The organism is Roseivirga sp., from assembly GCF_034669765.1.
Lineage (GTDB): Bacteria > Bacteroidota > Bacteroidia > Cytophagales > Cyclobacteriaceae > Roseivirga.
Genome location: NZ_JAXMOQ010000003.1, coordinates 38183 through 57332 on the forward strand (window position 1 = coordinate 38183; position 19150 = coordinate 57332).

A 19150-nucleotide genomic window follows, 5' to 3' on the forward strand; every position below is an offset into this window, starting at 1 on the left:
TTTTATAATTCTGTCAATCCTGATCTAGACATATTATCCTGTTGTTTCGGCTACCAAGTCTTTTTCTACTTTTAGTCGGTCGATGATGAAGTTTTGGCGGTCGGGTGTATTCTTGCCCATGTAGAATTTCAGTAATTCTTCAATGCTGGTGTCTTTTCTCAGAATAATAGGCTCCAAACGCATTTGAGCATTGATGAAGCCTTTGAATTCTTCTGGCGAAATTTCACCCAAACCTTTGAATCGTGTAATCTCAGGTTTGTTGCCAAGCTTGGCCACTGCTGCTTGCTTTTCTTCTTCGCTATAGCAATAGATCGTTTCCTTTTTATTTCGAACCCTAAACAATGGTGTTTCTAGTATATAGACATGGCCTCTTCTTACAAGGTCAGGGAAAAACTGAAGGAAATACGTCAAGAGTAGCAAACGAATATGCATTCCATCCACATCAGCATCGGTAGCAATTACGATTTTGTCGTAGCGCAGGCCTTCTAATCCGTCTTCAATATTTAGTGCATGTTGAAGTAGGTTAAACTCTTCGTTTTCATACACCACCTTTTTAGAATAACCATAGCAGTTCAAAGGCTTCCCTCTCAAACTAAAAACAGCCTGGGTTTGAACGTTTCTTGATTTGGTTATCGAACCACTGGCAGAATCTCCTTCGGTAATAAAAAGCGTTGAAGCATTTCTCAAATCATCATCGCCTTTTTTGTCGTCTAAATGAATACGACAATCTCTTAATTTCTTATTGTGAAGATTGGCTTTCTTCGCTCTCTCGTTGGCTAATTTCTTAATACCTGCTATCTCTTTTCTTTCGCGTTCCGACTGAAGAATTCGCTTCAAAAGTAAATTGGCAGTTTCTGAATCTTTATGTAAGTAATCGTCTAGTGCCTTTTTAACAAAGTCGTTTACGAAGGTTCGCATGGTTGGCCCGTCAGGCGCTACATTTTGTGAACCTAACTTGGTCTTGGTTTGCGACTCGAAAACAGGTTCTTGCACCCTTACGGCAATGGCTCCAACAATAGACGCACGAACATCAGCAGCTTCAAAATTCTTGTTATAGAACTCCCTAATGGTTTTTACAATTGCTTCTCTAAAAGCAGCTTGATGCGTTCCGCCTTGAGTGGTGTACTGTCCGTTCACAAACGAATAGTAATCTTCGCCATATTGATTACTGTGCGACATGGCTATTTCAATATCATCCCCTTTTAAATGAATGACAGGATACCTTAAACTATCTGCAGTAGTTTTTCTAAGCAAAAGGTCATACAGCCCTTTTTCAGAATGATATTTTGTGCCATTAAAATTAATGGTGAGACCTGCATTTAGGAAACTGTAGTTCCACATCAAGTCGTCAAGGTACTCTGGAATAAAATGGTAATTCTTGAAAATGGTATCATCGGGTCTGAAATTGATAAGTGTTCCGTTACGGCCACTGCTGGTTGTTTCCGCTTCATCATTTCTGATTTCACCTCTTTCAAATTCAGCTATTTTGGTTCGGCCTTCACGGTAAGACTGCACCTTAAAGAAACTCGAAAGTGCGTTTACAGCCTTCGTACCCACTCCATTTAGTCCAACAGACTTTTGAAAAGCACCGCTATCGTATTTACCTCCTGTGTTAATCTTAGAAACGCAATCGACCACTTTACCCAAAGGGATACCACGACCGTAATCGCGGACTTCCACCTTAAGTTCAGATACTTTTACATCGATGGTTTTACCAAAGCCCATCATATGTTCGTCAATACTATTGTCCATTACTTCCTTTACAAGGACGTAAATACCATCGTCTTGGGCGGTACCGTCACCCAATTTACCGATGTACATTCCTGGTCTAAGTCTGATGTGTTCTTTCCAATCGAGGGACCGAATACTATCCTCGGTGTAGTTTGCTACTTCATTCGCCATTCAAAAACTCCAATAAGATTCAAGTAGAAATTTCGTGCTGTTCCGCACAAATTAAGGCGGAAGTTAAAATATAAAAACTAAAAAGTCACTATTGACTTTTCCCTATAAAAACCTTAAAAAGGCCTAACAAATTGAAAGTCAATGAAAGAAGGAAATGCGACTAGTATATTTTTGTTTTAGGCCCTGCGTACCGAAAGGATTTTCACTAGATAGAAAAACCAAAAAATCAATAAAATTGGCCCGATATAAATATAAACACTTAAGACATCCAGCTTCAATTCATTCATATTCATATAGCCAATGAAGAATACGATTGTGGTAAACATGATATTGAGAATTCCTGCAAAACCCTTTACCCAAGTAATCACATCTGATTTTAATCCCTTATTTCGAATCCCAACCCCCTCTTCAGAAGACTTGATTTTTTTTAGTACTTTAAGAAAAGAAACACAAATGATGTTGGCGACTAAAAAGATAATTACACTAGCAAAAAAGAAAGTATTCTTATCTACGATTTCCACAGCAGTACCGTCACCATCGAACTTATAAGATACTTGACCTGCCAAAGACGCATAAGCCCAGATAAGGGCGGCCAAAAAGATGAGGTAACTTAACGTTCTTATAAACCCAACTAACTTGTCCATTCGATTCTAATTTGGCGCGAAGATAACAATAGTAATCATTTAAGACATGGATATCCTCGTATATTGACTCGATTCACATTGAATTTAATTTCGGAAAACAAAAAAGGAAACCTTCTGAATTATTTATATGTTGGTACATTCAAATAGGAAATTATGAACAATTCAATTTTATCAATACAGCCCCTTTCTTTTCCATGGCAAACCAGCGATCCATTTCTTTTCTGTGCCTTTCACCACGACAATTACCCTAAAGGGAATGGTCAAATGGGCCCTAGGGCACCACTTTCGGGTAGAAACTTAGGTTCTGATTTTGCGGGGAAAGACGGTTGGAGTATGTATCACGGACAAACTGTACCAGGCTTCCCCGCTCACCCCCACCGTGGTTTCGAAACCGTTACCATTGCAGAAAAAGGATTGGTAGATCATTCTGATTCTTTAGGTGCTGCAGGCAGGTTTGGAAATGGTGATGTACAATGGATGACGGCAGGCAAAGGTGTTCAGCATGCTGAAATGTTCCCATTACTCAATGAAACTGAGGAGAACCCTTTGGTGCTCTTTCAAATATGGTTGAACCTGCCCAAAGCCAATAAAATGGTCGAGCCACATTTCGCTATGCTGTGGCATGAGGATATTCCTGTCTTCACACATACGGATGAGCAAGGAAACGCAACCAAGGTGAATGTAATCAATGGCAAAGTTGGGAACTCTACGTCACCCTCTCCTGCTCCAGACTCTTGGGCGGCTAACTCCGAAAATGAAGTAGCCATTTGGACAATGGTGCTGTCACCGAATGCGGAATGGCAATTGCCAACAGCTTCTGCTGGAGTAAATAGAAGTCTGTATTTCTATGCTGGTGAAGACATGGAAATAGATGGAAGCACTGTAAAAAAAGGAAATGTGATTAAGGTGGATGCCACGAAAGCAACAGCGCTTAAAAATGGCAATGGAGAATCGAGATTATTAATGTTGCAAGGAAAACCGATTGGTGAACCTGTGGCACAATACGGCCCTTTCGTAATGAATGATAATGCGGAAATTCAGCAGGCCATGAATGAATACCAAAAAACCCAGTTTGGTGGCTGGCCTTGGTCTAAACACGACCATACACATGATAAAGCTAAAGGCCGCTTTGCACTACACGCAGATGGTAGAAAAGAAGTGAAGTAAAAGGGCTGGGTTTAAACCTCCCAATCTTTTTTATGGTTACTTACTTTCTTGTTTGGCAAAATGCTTGGCGCAATAATAGCCAGCACAAAAAGGAACAATACAAAACCGTAGATCAACATGTTATTTAAATTTGATGCGAAATTGGCGAATTCTTCTTTATAAGTAAAGTAGAAACGAAGATTATTAAACACAAAAGTCAAATTTGTTATGATCGGGTTCTTCTTTAGATTTGACGAATGTCTACTCTCGAACAAGTCAGGATCAATTTCACCAATGATAGCGTTGTTTTACTTAATTTCTGCTTGGGCTTCATCATGTTTGGCGTTGCCCTTAACCTTAAAAAGGACAACTTCGTTAGCCTGATCAACAACAAGAAAGCCGTATTAACTGGCCTCACCAGCCAGTTTCTTCTGCTCCCGGCCTTTACCTTTTTATTGATTTTGATCATAAAGCCACACCCTGGCTTGGCCCTGGGAATGATCTTGGTAGCTGCCTGCCCTGGTGGTAATGTCTCTAATTTCTATTCGATGGTGGGCAAAGGAAATGTGGCACTTTCGGTTACACTCACAGCAATCGCTACGGTAGTTGCTGCTTTTGCCACTCCTTTCAACTTTAGTTTTTGGGGTAGCTTATCACCAGAAATGTCTGAAATAATTCAGAGTATTGGCCTGAGTTTTACCGACATGTTTAAAACGGTTTTTCTGATTTTGGTCTTTCCCCTATTCTTAGGGTTGATAGTGAGTAGCAAAGCACCAAAAATCGCCAGCCTCATAGAAAAGCCTGTCAAGGTGGTTTCGTTCCTTATTCTAATCGCTTTTATCGTAGTCGCTACGGTAGATAATCTGGATGTATTCAAGAACTACATCCATTATGTAGTCGCTTTGGTATTGCTACACAATCTAATGGCTTTGGCAATTGGTTACTTTACAGGTAAGCTCTTCAAAAATAACGAACAGGATTGCCGAACCATTTCAATTGAAACGGGAGTACAAAATGGAGGATTGGCGCTTGTGCTTATCTTTAATTTCTTTGATGGAAATGGCCCGATGGCACTTCTTGCAGCCTGGTGGGGTGTTTGGGATATTTTCTCTGGCTATATCATCGCCTCGATTTTCGCCTATCGTTCAAAACGGTCTGTGGCTAAATTGAGCAAAAATATTTAAACATTAACATAATATCATATATTAATGTTTTAATTAAGATAGATTTCTTTCAAACCAAGCGAAACCTTTTCCTTCCACCTGGCTTGCTCGGGCTTACTCTTTCCATGATCACTTTCCCGATCATATCGTCTTGAATAAACATTGAATTCTGTCAAAATGCGCTTAATCTCCGCTTTATACACGTTTGCGTTTTTCTCTTTTTTCTGCTGAAGCTTGATGATTTCTTGCTCTATTTTTCTTCTGTACAATTCAGCAATGTCGAAGTGTAGCTGTTCATGCCCTAGCAATTCCAAATTGGTGGTATCGGAAGTCCATGAATTAGGTTTTCTAAAAAGAACTTTGATCTCAAACTCCGGCAATCCGTTTCTTAAATAGCCTTTCACGGAATGCTTAACCATAGTTAAGGCCATGCTTCCTTTTAGCCTGATGCGCCTATAGGTATAATCTTTCCACTCCAATGGCCGTGACTCGCTCCATTCAATCATGGTCTCGGCTTCAACTGAATCCTCCATCTGCCCAAAGGTGGGTGTCGCAAATGCAATCAAGCAAATCATCCAACACAACTTCGACAGGTTCTTATTCATATCGAAAACTACTTTATCCATTTCATATCTCCAATTCATAAACGGACGGTCAATGCTATTTTAAATTTTAACAGGCTTGTAAAGAGACCAAAGAATAACTGATGAGGTATTTCAACAACCATTTTTAGAAATATATCCGTTATCTTAAAAACGACATTATTTTGACCATGATTGTTTTAGAAACCACACGTTTACGCTTAGAAGAAGGCACTCTCGATGACCAAGTGTTTGTTTTCACTTTGTTGAACAGCCCCAATTGGATTGAGTTTATTGGCGACCGAGGAATCGAGTCTCTTGCCGATGCCGAAAACTACATTAAGAATACCTTGATCAAAAGTTACGACACAAACGGTTTTGGTCTTTATAAAGTTATCCTGAAACATGACAACTCTCCTATTGGTCTTTGTGGCTTCTTGCAGCGTGATTACTTGGATCATCCTGATATTGGTTACGCCATTCTGCCTAAATATGAAGGCAAGGGTTATACTTCCGAAGCGGCCAAAGCCATGCTTCATTACGGAAGAACTCAACTTGGATTCAAGACCATTTTGGCCATTACAAGTTCAAAGAATAGTGCTTCCGAACATTTATTACAGAAAATCGGACTGGAAAGACAGTACAACGAAAAGTATACTGAAGAAAGTGATGAACTGTTATTTAGTATTGATTACTGATGAGTCTCGCTAAAACTCTTAAAGCCCAATTGTATTTCTTTCGCAGATAAACAATTTTAAAAAAGAAAGTACTAACTCCCTCAAAGCATGCGACAGAAAACCCCGATTTCTCACTAGATAAACTCAAAATATTCTAGACTCATTGAGGATAGAAATAAAAATACTATCTAACTCAACGAGTCTCAATATTCCGATTGCCGCTAATATTAACACTTATGATCTTCGTATGTTAAAAGCATATATAAAACATACTATTCATTTTTAAATACAATTTTATTGGATATTTATATTTTATTTTTATAATTTTAATCAAGAAGCCTCCTCAACATCCTAGGCAATGAGTTGACTTTGAGTTTAATGTCTAATGAAAATTAAATATCATGAAACCAATTAAGAGAAAAATTAGAGTAGCTTGTTTTTCACTAGCTATCGCATTAGCATCCTTATCCTTAATATCACCATTCGCCAATGCCCAAGTAAGATTTGAGTATGCGGGTGATATGAAAGCTAAATATGAAGGGAAGGAATTTTACATCTACATTTACTGTAACAAGTACGAGGGAGATACTTGCACATCTGCTGATGGAGCAATTCGGTTATATATCCCTAATCCATCTAGCTGGTTAAAAATGCTTATTCGAGAATAACAACCAGAGTCAGCTGGTCACGGATCTAAAAAACCTTAGGTTGAACTAACCTAAAGGAGGAAAATAGTGGTGATTTCTCAGTTGCCCTTCTTATGAGCAACGAGAACACCACTATTTAGAATTTTTAAGGGTAATAATCAATGCATTATGATTATTTAGAAGTTAAAAAAAGTACAGCGAGGCCCATAATTTCAACCTGTCTTACAATTAATAAAAACCCCAACTGCACCTTCTTATGATGAGCTATCAAAAACTACCCCTATTATCTCTTTTACTAATAACTTTGAGTTGTCAGGACTCTAACAAGATCGAAAATATTAATTTCGTAAAAATATCAGGCGTAGATACCCTCTTTGTTTCTAAGAGTCAGGGTTTCTCTTACTCTCCAATGCCCAGATGGCAAACAAGAACATTAAATGACACTTCTTATTTAATTATATCAGCAACAAATGGGGAGGGTTTACAGCTCCTTATTATTGACAACTCCACTTTCGAGTATAGGAAAGTGGTGACCATCCCCCAGTATGGCCCAAACGGATTTAAAACGAATTCACCGAGCTTCTACTGGTTTAATTCAGATTCCATTTTTGTATTTCCAACATCGTTGAATAAAGTCTTTCTCTATAACCGGAACTCAGAACTAAAACAGGTTTATGAATATGATTCAGAGGCAATAATGAGCTTTGATGCAAATGAGCAACAACAAGGAGGAGTATTACTCGACTCTAAACTATACATAAATACGGTACCTCATTCTAATCCAAACAGCCTCCAATTCACTAGCAATACATATGTTGCTCATACACTTAACCTAAAAAACAATGAATTTCATGTGTGGTCTAGTTACCCAAAAAAGTATATAAACAGAATTCTACCTACATCATTTTTAGGCGGTCAAATCATTCAAGCTTTTGATAGCTTACTTTTAATTAATAACTACCACTCTGATTCAATTGAGTTCTTCAATATCAATTCAAGAAAATTCGGAAAACTAAGTGCAGGAATGACTGGGTTTAATCATTTAGAAGGGCTCAAGAAACCCATTGATAATAGAGGCGTGAATAGCCTTACTATGCAGTTAAAATACCCCAATTATTACAAAATCTTATTTGACTCTTATAGTAATTCCATATACAGGTTTTCCAGACATCTAAATCCAAGCTATCAAAATTACTCCGATGGAGAAATCTTGAATGAGCTGGAAAACAATAATCCAAAATTATTGCAAAATTCCCTCATCATACTCAGTCCCAATGGGGACAAAAAATATTATCACTTACCATTTAGCATTGAGTATGCTTTTCCAAGTAAAGACGGTTTGATCGTTCAAATTTCATCTCTTGAGCTAGAGGACAAGGATATTTTCTTGAAACTACATCTTAATCAAGAGTATGAGTCTCGCTAAAACCCTTCAAGCCCAAATCGAAGATATTGACGAGCTCAATCTTATTTCTTTTACGTCTAAACAGCATTGGGGCTATCCAGAAGAATGGATGGAGTTATGGAAAGAGGATCTGCTGCTCACTGAAACCGACTTTGAAATACAGCAAATTTATAAACTGGTATTGGAAGGAAAAATCATTGGTTTCTGTGCCATTCAGGAATTAACTGAGGCTTATGATGTCACAAACCTTTGGATCGAACCAGCACATATCGGATTAGGATTTGGCAAAATGCTCCTCTCCTTCTGCATTGAAAAAGCAGTAAAGAATGACAAACCGATCATCGTAGAGGCTGATCCGAATACTGAAGCATTTTATGCCAACCAAGGTTTTGTTACTTATGGTCAAAAGGAAAGCTTGCCGAAAGGACGCTTCTTGCCATTGATGAAAAGACGTTATCGCATAATTGAGTGACCATTTGAAAGAACTATATTTCTTAAAATCACTATTTTTAAAAAATGAACCCTAAAGTGGATTGGTTTTTCGAGAAAGACACCAAGTGGCAGGCTGAGTATAATCATTTGAGAGCCATTGCACTCGATTGCGGGCTAACGGAAGAGTTGAAATGGGGATGTCCTTGTTATACCTTTAAGGGAACGAACATTGTTCTGATCCATGGATTTAAAGAGTATTGCGCCTATTTATTTCACAAAGGCGTCCTATTAAAGGATTCTGATAATATTCTTATCCAACAAACAGAAAATGTGCAGTCAGCTCGTCAGATTCGTTTTACAGGTCTTGAAGCGATCATGGAAGTGGAAACTGTTTTGAAAGCCTATATTTATGAGGCTATTGAAGTGGAGAAAGCTGGACTCACAGTGGCACTAAAAAAGACAGCTGAGTTTAATATGCCCGAAGAGTTTGAAAAGGCATTGAACGAAAACTCTGACTTGAAAACTGCCTTTGAAGCCTTAACTCCTGGCCGACAAAGAGGCTACCTGCTACATTTTTCTCAGCCCAAGCAATCAAAAACCCGAGAGGCAAGAATAGAGAAATGTACGCCAATGATATTCGAAGGGAAAGGCTTGAATGATCGGTAAATCCCATTTATACAACATATGAACAGCATGAATACTAATGTTGACTTATATTTTACCGAAGGTTGCGGACGCTGCCCACTCGGAGGCACTCCCGACTGTAAAGTCAATCGTTGGCCACAAGAGTTAAAGCAATTGAGAAGGATTGTTCTCGACTGTGGCCTAACGGAAGAATCTAAATGGGGTGTTCCGTGCTATACCTTTCAGGGCAATAATATTGGGATAGTCAGTGCATTTAAAGAATACGCTTCACTTAGTTTTTTCAAAGGAGCCTTACTGCAAGACACCAATCACATTTTAGAAAAACCCGGAGAAAACACACAGGCTGCTCGTCTGTTAAAATTCACTGATGTCAAGCAAGTCATGGAAATGGAGTCCATCTTAAAGACCTATATCTATGAGGCAATCGAAGTAGAAAAAGCTGGATTGAAAGTTCCATTAAAAGAGACTTCAGAATTTAATATGCCAGCAGAGTTTAAAAAGGCGTTGTACGAAAATCCCGATCTAAAAACTGCCTTTGAGGCATTGACACCTGGGCGACAAAGAGGCTACCTACTTCATTTTTCTCAGCCCAAGCAATCCAAAACCCGCGAGGCAAGAATAGAGAAATGTACACCAATGATATTCGAAAGAAAAGGGTTGAATGATCGGTAAGTAAATTCTGTTATTCTCTGGATAGATTAATTGCAGAAAGCCCTAATCAATTGGCTTCTGAAATATCTTCCCACATCAATTCAGCAGTACGAGCAGAAGCGCCTGGACCACCCATTTTGATTTCCAATTCATCATAGTCATTTAACATTTGAGTGCGCTTCTCTCCTTCTAAAATTGAACTTAGTTCTTTGACCAAGCGCTTTTCGTTGAGATCATCTTCAATTAATTCTTGCACGGCCATTCGATCTAAAATCAAGTTGACCATACAGATGAATTTGATCTTGACAATTCGCTTGAGCAAGTGATAAGTAACATAACCAGGCTTGTAGCACACTACTTGCGGCACTCTAAATAGAGCTGTTTCCAAAGTTGCAGTACCAGAAGTCACCAAAGCGCCAGTAGCGTTATTTAAGATGTCATAGGTGCGATCAAAAATGGTTTTTACGTCAGTATCCATATACTTTTTGTAAAAACTCAAATCGATCGTTTCAGAACCTGCAATTACGAACTGGTAATCCGGAAAATGATTGACCACCTTAAGCATGGCAGGAAGCTTTGTTTTTATCTCTTGTTTTCTACTGCCGGGCAAAAGTGCTATGATGGATTTTTCAGAAAGATTAAATTCCTTTCTCAGTGCTTCCGAACCTAGCAAACTTGGCTTTCTCTGCTCTAAAGCATCTAAAATGGGGTGGCCAACATAGTCTACATCGTAACCATATGATTTATAAAAGTCCTTTTCGAAAGGAAGAATAGCAAAAACCCTGTGGCACCATTGGTGGATGGTGTGCACCCTTTTCTGTTTCCACGCCCAAGCCTGTGGCAGAATGTAATAGTAAATTCTAGTTGGGAGTTTTGACAATCGCACGTATTTGGCAATACGCAGGTTAAAACCCGAATTATCAATCAAAATCAATACATCGGGCTTAAAAGCCATGATATCATTTTCGCAGAGGGTGAAGTTTTTCTTGATGCTTCTGATGTTCCAAAGCACATTGAAAATTCCCATAAAGGAAGAGTCTTTAAAATGCCGCACCATTTCATTGGTTTCCGCTTGCATTTTATCTCCGCCCCAAACCCTGAAATAAGCCTCTGCATCACGCATTTTTAGCTGCTTCATTAAGTTGGCAGCATGCATGTCGCCCGAGGCTTCCCCTGCTATGATGTAGTATTTCATATTTCGGTTCGAAGTTCTATGTTCTTAAGCAATTATCAAATGTTATTTGTGAGAAGGTAAAGATTGCTAGTTGTAGGTTAAAACAGGGAGATGAATTGATGGATTGAAATTCAAAAATAGATTTTCGCACCAAACAATTAACAGGTCGCTCCTACGGAGCTTAATGATGTCGAGGCATTCGTTATTATCGCTACAAGCTGGTCGCCCCGATAGGGCTAGGAATGAGGTCAGGTGCAATTGAAATGGCCTAAAAACCCATTTTTTTTTTAACCCTAAAAATTAACTGGTTGCTCCTACTGAGCTTTATGATGTTGTTTGGCATTGATGTTACAAACGGTTCGTATTTGAGCAGATTGCCATTGACTTAATCTCAACCCTCCATTAACCACACCAGCTATGTAACAAATTGGGCACCTTGGTGCCAGAATCTGTGCAATAAGCCCCAGAGGGGTGGCCAGCTTGTAGCCTATCAAACATCAGATTTCAGACAACAAGCCCCAGAGGGGCGGCCTGTTTGTTACCCAAAGCGAGCAACATAACCTAAACCCAATCAAACAGATATTTCTCTTCAAATTCAACATTGAATTTGTTTAAAAGATCAATGTATTCTTCTTTAAAAGTCCGTCTTTTGTGATGCTCTTCTTGATTGTTAATGTACTTTATTACATTATCGATCTGTGACCTTGAATATGAAAACGCACCATAACCAACCTGCCAATTAAATTTACCTATCAGCCAATTACTTTCGTTAATGAATTTTGACGAGCCAGCTTTCACATCACGGACTAAATCTGAGATTGATATGTTTGGATCAAGCCCAATAAATAAGTGTATATGATCTGGCATGGAGTGAACTGCTAACAGTTTCTGACCTCTGTTTTTCACTATACCAGTAATGAATTTATGTAAAGCCTCCTTATTCTTGGGTTGAATCAAATTCTCACGTCCTTTTACAGCAAATACAATTTGGATATATATCTGGGTGTAGGTGTTTGCCATGATTTAAATTTCTGCTGAAAGAACTCATGTTTAATTTAGATGATATAATATAAAAAATAAACGAACAATATGTTTATGAATTCAAACATGATTTGATCTTTTCACTTTGGGGACGCTCCTACGGAGCTATTGAATCGTGATTGTCGTGGTTCTACAATCGGGTCGCTCCTACGGAGCTTAATGCTGGGATATTGGCTATATCACTACAAGCTGGTCGCCCCGATGGGGCTAGGAATGAGGTCAGGTGCAACTGAAATCGCCTAAAAACCCATTATTTTTTAACCCTAAAAATTAACCGGTTGCTCTTACTGAACTTTATCATGTTATTTGGTATTGGTGCTACAAACGGTTCGCCCTTGTGGCGCTGGTTATTCGGTTCGTATTTGAACAGGTTGCCATTGACTTAATCTCAACCCTCCATTAACCACACCAGCTATGTAACAAATTGGGCACCTTGGTGCCAGAATCTGTGCAATAAGCCCCAGAGGGGTGGCCAGCTTGTAGCTTATTCGATATCAAGTTTTGCACAACAAGCCCCAGCGGGGCGGCCTGTTTGTTACAGGAACTGGACGACCTAAGTATCAATTCATAGGTTATCGAAACCAACAAAAAAGGCTTCTAGATTAATCTAGAAGCCTTTTCAATGTATTGAAATACCGTTCTTAAAGAGGAAGCTTACTTCTTCTTAAGTTCTAATTTTTCATCTTCAGGGTTTACTACAATTGGCTTACCTAAACCTGTATTATTCAACAAGTTCAACTGCGTTTTACCATCACCAACGATTACATAGAATAACTTATCTGGGTCCATATATTCTCCAATGATCTTTCGAGCATCTTCAGAAGTCATCGATTTCAATCGATCCTCATCCTTTTTAATGTAGTCCATTGGAAGGTTATAAGTCGAGATCTCCTGAAGAATACCTACCAAACCTCCAAGGGTTTCATACGATTGCGTGTTGCTTCTCAAAATTGAAGTTCTGGTGTTTGCCATATCTTCTGGAGAGAAATCCTTTCCGTAGTTATCTAAAATTTGTTTGAAAAGGTCAACTGATTCTCTTGTTACATTACTTCTAACGCTTGAAGAAGCTGTAAACGGAGCGCCATTCATATTTCGATTAAAGCCAGAATAAGCTCCATAAGTATACCCTTTCTCAAGTCTCAGTTGCTTGAATAGCATAGAGCCTGAACCAGAACCTAAACGATAATTGGCTACTTCAGCTGCTGCGAAGTCTTCGTTATCACCATTCATGCTGATTGAACCAATGTTCACTACTGACTGCTTAGCGTCTGGATAATCCACAAAGTAGATTCTAGAACCTTCGTCTGCAGATTTGATTTCATACTCAGGAAAAACAACATCTTTGGCTTCCCATTGATCAAATCGACTTAAGGAACTCGTTACCGTTGCTTTGTCTAAAGCCCCTACGAAGTGGAAAGAAGCTAATGATGGAGAGAAGTTCTTATTATAATAGTCCTTCAAGTCATCTAAAGTAATGTTGTTCACCGTTTCTGCTGTTCCAGAAGTTGGGTAAGCGAAGATATGGTCTTTACCATAAAGTACTTTATTGAAGACGTTCGAAGCAATGGCATTTGGATTTGCGGCACTCTGCTGAATTGAGTTCAAAGCTGACTTTTTCACTCTATCAAACTCTGCTTCATCCCATCTTGGTTCGAAAAGAATTTCCTCAACCAAGTCTAATACCTTATCGTAATTTTTGGCCAATGAACTACCACTAATGGTGATATACTCCTTTGACGCAAAAACACTAATTCTAGCCCCTAACTGACCAATTGCTTCCTGCAATTCTTGTGGCGTTTTATTGGCAGTTCCTTCCATCATCATGTTATCCAATAATGCAGCAGTTCCTATTTTACTAGGGTCATCTAAGAACATACCGCCTTTGATTCTGATACTAAATTGTACAAGAGGCAATTCATCTTGGAAAATGTGGTATACCTTCATTCCATTCTCACGTTTGCTATTATTAATAGCGGGAGGATCGAAACTAAGTGTACCTTTTAATGAAGGTGCTGCACTACGGTCAATTTTAGAAACGGTTTTCTCGAAAGTAACTCCTTTTTCATAAGGGTTTTTCTCTGCACCTTGAACAATGGCTTCTTCAACCACCGATGCTTTCTCAGAACCTTCCAAAACCAATTCTTTCTGTCCTACAGGCACGAAACTGGTAGCTAAATAATTTTTGTCTTTGATGTACTTGTTGTACACTCGCATGATATCCTCACGAGTAACATCTTGAGATTTCTTTAAATCTTCAACGATAAAACCGGGGTCACCAGCAAAAGTATTGTATCGAGCTAAAGAAGACGCCTTACCCATTACACTTGACATACCATTATAGAAGCCTGTTTCTTGCCCAATCTTAATCCTCGCTAAGTCTTCATCAGAAAACCCTTCTGTCTCAAACCTTTGAAGACCTTCAAAAACAGCAGCTCTCAAATCATTTAAATTCACACCATCATAAGCCCTCGATATTAGAGAGAATGTTCCAGCGATTTCAGCTGATGAATTATATCCAAAAACACTAGGCGCCAATTTCTTTTCTTCTACAATCACTTTGTATAAAGCTGATTTCTTTCCGTCAGACAATACACTACCTAACAAATCCAGCGCCCAAGAATCAGGATGAAACTGCTCAACTGTTGGCCAAGTCATTTCCAAATCTGGTAGGTTCGCAAATTTATCTTCATGATAAAGCAGTTTAGTCTGATCAAGAACCGCAGGTCGTGGCTCAATCGTTTCTATTTCCTCTCTCGATGCTATTTCACCAAAATACTTCTCCACCAAAGTTTTAACCTCAGCTTCATCAACATCACCTGCAATTACTAAAGTAGCGTTGTTTGGCCCATACCATTTGTTATAAAACTCCTTTACATCAGCAACCGTGGCATTCTGCAAATCTTCCAAACTTCCAATTACACTCCAGCTGTATGGGTGCCCTTCTGGGTAAAGGTTGGTTAACTTCACATAAGATTTATGTCCATATGGTCTGTTGTCAACACCTTGTCTTTTTTCATTCTTAACTACTTGCTTTTCATTTTCCAGTCCCCATTCTGAAACTGTATTAATAAAAAAGCCCATTCTGTCAGATTCCATCCATAGCACTTTTTCAAGCGCATCACTTGGTACGGTCTCATAATAGATTGTATTGTCGGTACTAGTACCACCGTTAAAAGTCCCTCCTAAATCGTTAATGCCGGAAATGAAGTTTCCTTCTCCTACATTTTCAGAGTTTTGGAAAAGCATGTGTTCAAAAAAGTGGGCAAAACCAGTTTTCCCAGGTTTCTCGCGGTTAGAGCCCACATGATATAATACTGCTACAGCCACCTTTGGGTCAGAAACATCTTTATGAACAACCACATCTAAACCATTGTCTAGCGTGTATTTGTCATAATCCAATTTAAACTCAGCGCTCTCTTTTTCTTCTCCACCACCTGTGCAGGAGGAAAGAACGAATGCAAGCGACAAGATTCCTACAAGTCGATTTTTCAATAGTGTTTTCATAGAATACGTTAATTTCAGAGAATAAAGCTACTAATTTAAACCACTCGAAATCAAGCAGTTTAGCTTTGATTCATAATTTTTACTAAATATATATCTAAACCAGAGAAAAAAGAACAATCTCAAACTTCAACTTTAGATAGTATAAATATCAACACTGATTATTATTAAGGCAAAACGATTCGGGAACAGTACCGAAACTAGTTTTTAATAGAAATCATTTTTGGAGTAAAATATCCATTTCAAAAAATAAAAAGCCCGTTAATTATTAACGGGCTTTTTAAAACCTGACAATCAAGTCAGAAGGAGGTATACTTTTTCTCCTTACTTCTTTTTAATTACAATGGCATCAACAGACTTCTGTTTCACCAACTCATTGAAGGCAGGAAGATCATTTTGCATAATCGTTCTCAGCTTTGCCAACTCCGCATCAATTTGTTTGGTCAATTCAATACGTACAGTTTCAGCCTGCGCAGTTGGGGCATATTGACCGCTCCCTACTACCCCATTCAGGGCTGCGAGTTTATTGTTCAATCGGATTGGGAAGTTCAATGGATCTTGTCCTGACTCGTTCTTAGTTTGATACAATGCTTCTTCAACCTTAGTCATTTTCTCCATCAAAACCTTACTCGCATCAACTACCTCTTTGAAACGGTCTTCACCTTTGATTTTCGACAATAAGTCGTTCACTTGAGATCTTGCTTCTCTGATGTCTTTGATAGCTTGGTGTGTCTCAGTCAGTTTGTCTCTTACTGTAATTAGAAAGTCGAACTGACGTACTAATTCAGCATCGGTTGAGCCATAGCGAGGATCGGCCAATAGTTTGAAGGTTTGTTCTTGAGTATCATCACCCACGATCAATTTTGCTGTGTACTCACCTGGAGGCGCCATTGGACCACGTAATGATCCTGACCACATGATATTTCCTTCAAAGGTCTCAGCATTATCAAACATCATATTCCAATTGTAGGAATTTAACCCAACCTCTGGTCTAAGAGCAGCAGTCTCAATTTTTTCACCGTTACGGTAAATTTCCATAGTCACTTTTGTGCCTTTGGCTGGTGCTTCTTTCACGTTGTAATAAATTACAGCTCCACCTGGTTTATTTTCACCAGAAAGCAAACTGTTATCACCGCCTGCTGCTCCGCCTCTTCTACGGAAACTTGCAGCAATTCTGTAAGCGTCCATTGGCTTAAACATATGAACTGATTTTGAAGCTACTTCATCAGAAAGTTGATGAATGATAGTCAAATCATCGATCATCCAAAACGCTCTACCTTGAGTAGCTGCAATTAGGTTGTCATCTTTAATGGTTAAGTCCGTAATCGGAACAATCGGTAAATTCATTTGAAAAGGCTTCCAAGAAGCTCCATCGTCAAATGAAATGAACATTCCACGCTCTGTTCCAGCATAAAGTAAGCCCGCACGCTTAGGATCGGCTCTAACTACTCTAGTGAAGTAATCATTTGGAATACCAGTAGTGATCTTTGTCCAAGTTTTACCGTAATCTTTTGTTCTGTACAAATAAGGCTCATAATCGCCCAATTTATATTGCGTTCCAGCCACATAGGCACCACCCTTTACAAACGGATCGGCATCGATACTATTGATCATTAAGTACTTTGGCATATCTGGGGAAGTTACATTCTCCCAATTTTTTCCACCATCTCGTGTTACATGAATCAATCCGTCATCGGAACCCGTCCAAATCAAATCGTTTTCATAAGGTGATTCTGTTACCGCAAATATGGTTGCATAATACTCTACGGAAGTGTCATCATAAGTTATTGGCCCACCTGATTTACCCAGTTTATCTGGCTCAGCTCTAGTCAAATCTGGACTTATCAACTCCCAACTTTGTCCTTCATTGGTAGTAGCATGCAAGTGGTTAGATGCAGTATAAAGCTTGTTTGGGTTATTTGGAGAGAATACAATCGGAAAGTTCCACTGAAAACGATATTTGTAATCTTCGGCCCCATGCCCCATTGGATTATCTGGCCAAGCGTTAATGTTTCTGCTAATTCCGTTTGCGTGGTCTTGACGAATCAATAACCCACCATAACTGCCTCCATAAACAATTTCAGAGTTTTTTGGGTCTGGTGCCAAATGTGCACTTTCCCCTCCTGCTGTACCTTCCCAATCATTTTCGGTAATTGTACCACCAAAAGATCTGTGGTTGATTCTTACCGTTGAGTTGTCTTGCTGAGCACCATAAATTCTGTAAGGAAAATGGTTATCGGTTACTACTCTGTAAAATTGAGCAGTGGGCTGGTTGTTATCAGTTGACCAATCTTCTCCGCCATTGAAGGAAACTTGCGCTCCACCGTCATCGGCTATCGCCAGTCTTTGATTATCTTCAGGAGCAATCCATAAGTCATGATGATCACCATGCGGAGCATTTCTGCCTCTGAAAGTTCTTCCTCCATCTGTCGAAGTGTGATAAGCTACGTTTAAAACATACAGTTTATCGACATCCTTAGTATCGGCATAAATTCTAGTGTAATACCAAGCTCTCTGGCGTAAACCTCTATCTGAGTTTACTTTCCTCCAAGTCTCACCTGCATCATCTGAACGATAAACGCCACCATCATTGGCTTCAATCATTGCATAAACACGGCTAGGATCTACTGGAGAAATAGCCACACCGCTGATTCCAATTGGACCTTTAGGCATTCCTTGATTCTCAATAATATTTTCCCAAGTTTCACCACCATCGGTCGATTTAAAAATCGCTGAGCCTTCTCCTCCCGAAGTAAGGCTATAAGGAGTTCTTCTTACTCTCCAAGTACTGGCCATCATAAAATCGGGGTTATTTGGATCAAGACTAATATCTACAGCTCCAGCATCTTTGTTTGTGAACAAAACGCGTTTCCAGTTTTTGCCACCATCAGTGGTTTTGTAAACACCTCTAGTTTCAGAAGACTTGAATAGGTCTCCCATCACCGCCACCCAAACAATGTCAGAGTTCTCAGGGTGAATTTTAATTCGCCCTACATGCATTCCATCCTTCAATCCAATGTTCTGCCATGTTTTACCGGCATCTGTAGATTTCCACATGCCTTCAAATCCAGATGACACATTACCTCTCACGGTTTCTTCACCTTGGCCTACGTAAATCACATCATGGTCGGAATCACTTACTGCTACAGCCCCAATTGAGCCCCCGAAGTAACCATCGGAGATATTTGACCAAGTCTCGCCTCCGTTATCTGTTTTCCATACTCCACCCCCAGTAGCTCCCTGATAATAGAGATTCGGTTTTCCAGGCACACCTGTAACAGCTGAAGCCCGCCCTCCACGAAAAGGCCCGATGGAGCGCCATTGTATATCGTTAAAAATATTAGCCTGCAGATCTTGCTTAGGCGGTGGCGGTGGTGTGTTCTTTCGGTTTCTCTGCGCTTGGGTATCAAAGGCAAAAAACACCAAACCGATCAGAACCAACAAGCCAAAATGGTTGATAGTAGTTTTTAATCTGTTCATAGTTGTGGTTTTTGGTCTCCGTCATAAATTATTGACGGTTTGCTCATGAGCAAAAGATAAA

The 19150-nt window shown here is 39.3% G+C and carries 14 protein-coding genes; 7 read left to right on the plus strand and 7 right to left on the minus strand.

Annotated features, from left to right (window positions below; all coding sequences use genetic code 11):
* Positions 1-33: 33 nt before the first annotated feature.
* A complete protein-coding gene (locus VOI17_RS06225) occupies positions 34-1902 on the minus strand; it encodes a DNA topoisomerase IV subunit B (protein ID WP_323756379.1) in 1869 nt (622 codons plus the stop codon).
* Positions 1903-2078: 176 nt separating this feature from the next.
* On the minus strand, positions 2079-2546 hold the full coding sequence (locus tag VOI17_RS06230; protein WP_323756380.1) for a hypothetical protein: 468 nt from the start codon (positions 2544-2546) through the stop codon (positions 2079-2081).
* A gap of 153 nt (positions 2547-2699) precedes the next feature.
* Between VOI17_RS06230 and VOI17_RS06235 the strand changes: the two genes are divergently transcribed.
* Together VOI17_RS06235 and VOI17_RS06240 are read left to right on the plus strand one after the other, a co-directional pair.
* On the plus strand, positions 2700-3713 hold the full coding sequence (locus tag VOI17_RS06235) for a pirin family protein (protein WP_323756381.1): 1014 nt from the start codon (positions 2700-2702) through the stop codon (positions 3711-3713).
* 236 nt (positions 3714-3949) lie between these two features.
* On the plus strand, positions 3950-4876 hold the full coding sequence (locus tag VOI17_RS06240) for a bile acid:sodium symporter family protein (protein ID WP_323756382.1): 927 nt from the start codon (positions 3950-3952) through the stop codon (positions 4874-4876).
* Positions 4877-4905: 29 nt separating this feature from the next.
* Here VOI17_RS06240 and VOI17_RS06245 read toward each other — a convergent pair whose 3' ends face one another.
* A complete protein-coding gene (locus VOI17_RS06245) occupies positions 4906-5499 on the minus strand; it encodes a DUF922 domain-containing protein (RefSeq protein WP_323756383.1) in 594 nt (197 codons plus the stop codon).
* A 128-nt stretch (positions 5500-5627) separates the two neighbouring features.
* Between VOI17_RS06245 and VOI17_RS06250 the strand changes: the two genes are divergently transcribed.
* The 5 genes from VOI17_RS06250 to VOI17_RS06270 all read left to right on the plus strand — a co-directional run bounded on the left by VOI17_RS06250 (position 5628) and on the right by VOI17_RS06270 (position 9914).
* Entirely contained in the window at positions 5628-6134 is a 507-nt protein-coding gene (locus VOI17_RS06250) for a GNAT family N-acetyltransferase (protein ID WP_323756384.1), read from the plus strand.
* A gap of 930 nt (positions 6135-7064) precedes the next feature.
* On the plus strand, positions 7065-8186 hold the full coding sequence (locus tag VOI17_RS06255) for a DUF4221 family protein (protein ID WP_323756385.1): 1122 nt from the start codon (positions 7065-7067) through the stop codon (positions 8184-8186).
* On the plus strand, positions 8173-8637 hold the full coding sequence (locus tag VOI17_RS06260) for a GNAT family N-acetyltransferase (protein ID WP_323756386.1): 465 nt from the start codon (positions 8173-8175) through the stop codon (positions 8635-8637). The genes VOI17_RS06255 and VOI17_RS06260 overlap by 14 nt, the downstream gene beginning before the upstream one ends.
* A 44-nt stretch (positions 8638-8681) precedes the next feature.
* Positions 8682-9263, plus strand: coding sequence for a YdeI family protein (locus tag VOI17_RS06265; RefSeq protein WP_323756387.1), 582 nt, complete (start codon positions 8682-8684; stop codon positions 9261-9263).
* A 27-nt stretch (positions 9264-9290) separates the two neighbouring features.
* Complete coding sequence (locus VOI17_RS06270; protein WP_323756388.1) at positions 9291-9914, plus strand: YdeI/OmpD-associated family protein; 624 nt, start codon at positions 9291-9293, stop codon at positions 9912-9914.
* 46 nt (positions 9915-9960) lie between these two features.
* Here the strand turns inward: VOI17_RS06270 and lpxB are convergent, their stop codons facing one another.
* From lpxB to VOI17_RS06290, 4 genes are all read right to left on the minus strand, one after another.
* Complete coding sequence (gene lpxB / locus VOI17_RS06275) at positions 9961-11088, minus strand: lipid-A-disaccharide synthase (RefSeq protein WP_323756389.1); 1128 nt, start codon at positions 11086-11088, stop codon at positions 9961-9963.
* A 540-nt stretch (positions 11089-11628) separates the two neighbouring features.
* A complete protein-coding gene (gene tnpA / locus VOI17_RS06280) occupies positions 11629-12087 on the minus strand; it encodes an IS200/IS605 family transposase (protein ID WP_323756390.1) in 459 nt (152 codons plus the stop codon).
* A gap of 675 nt (positions 12088-12762) precedes the next feature.
* On the minus strand, positions 12763-15612 hold the full coding sequence (locus VOI17_RS06285) for a pitrilysin family protein (RefSeq protein WP_323756391.1): 2850 nt from the start codon (positions 15610-15612) through the stop codon (positions 12763-12765).
* Between the two features lie 321 nt (positions 15613-15933).
* Positions 15934-19089: a WD40/YVTN/BNR-like repeat-containing protein gene (locus VOI17_RS06290; protein ID WP_323756392.1), complete on the minus strand. Its 3156-nt coding sequence runs from the start codon at positions 19087-19089 to the stop codon at positions 15934-15936.
* Between the last annotated feature and the right edge of the window lie 61 nt (positions 19090-19150).

What these genes read in the sequence shown, in the direction of transcription:
- VOI17_RS06225 (WP_323756379.1), bottom strand. Translation starts at nt 1,902, where the DNA reads ATGGCGAATGAAGTAGCAAACTACACCGAGGATAGTATTCGGTCCCTC.
- VOI17_RS06230 (WP_323756380.1), bottom strand. Translation starts at nt 2,546, where the DNA reads ATGGACAAGTTAGTTGGGTTTATAAGAACGTTAAGTTACCTCATCTTT.
- VOI17_RS06235 (WP_323756381.1), top strand. Translation starts at nt 2,700, where the DNA reads ATGAACAATTCAATTTTATCAATACAGCCCCTTTCTTTTCCATGGCAA.
- VOI17_RS06240 (WP_323756382.1), top strand. Translation starts at nt 3,950, where the DNA reads ATGTCTACTCTCGAACAAGTCAGGATCAATTTCACCAATGATAGCGTT.
- VOI17_RS06245 (WP_323756383.1), bottom strand. Translation starts at nt 5,499, where the DNA reads ATGAATTGGAGATATGAAATGGATAAAGTAGTTTTCGATATGAATAAG.
- VOI17_RS06250 (WP_323756384.1), top strand. Translation starts at nt 5,628, where the DNA reads ATGATTGTTTTAGAAACCACACGTTTACGCTTAGAAGAAGGCACTCTC.
- VOI17_RS06260 (WP_323756386.1), top strand. Translation starts at nt 8,173, where the DNA reads ATGAGTCTCGCTAAAACCCTTCAAGCCCAAATCGAAGATATTGACGAG.
- VOI17_RS06265 (WP_323756387.1), top strand. Translation starts at nt 8,682, where the DNA reads ATGAACCCTAAAGTGGATTGGTTTTTCGAGAAAGACACCAAGTGGCAG.
- VOI17_RS06270 (WP_323756388.1), top strand. Translation starts at nt 9,291, where the DNA reads ATGAATACTAATGTTGACTTATATTTTACCGAAGGTTGCGGACGCTGC.
- lpxB (WP_323756389.1), bottom strand. Translation starts at nt 11,088, where the DNA reads ATGAAATACTACATCATAGCAGGGGAAGCCTCGGGCGACATGCATGCT.
- tnpA (WP_323756390.1), bottom strand. Translation starts at nt 12,087, where the DNA reads ATGGCAAACACCTACACCCAGATATATATCCAAATTGTATTTGCTGTA.
- VOI17_RS06285 (WP_323756391.1), bottom strand. Translation starts at nt 15,612, where the DNA reads ATGAAAACACTATTGAAAAATCGACTTGTAGGAATCTTGTCGCTTGCA.
- VOI17_RS06290 (WP_323756392.1), bottom strand. Translation starts at nt 19,089, where the DNA reads ATGAACAGATTAAAAACTACTATCAACCATTTTGGCTTGTTGGTTCTG.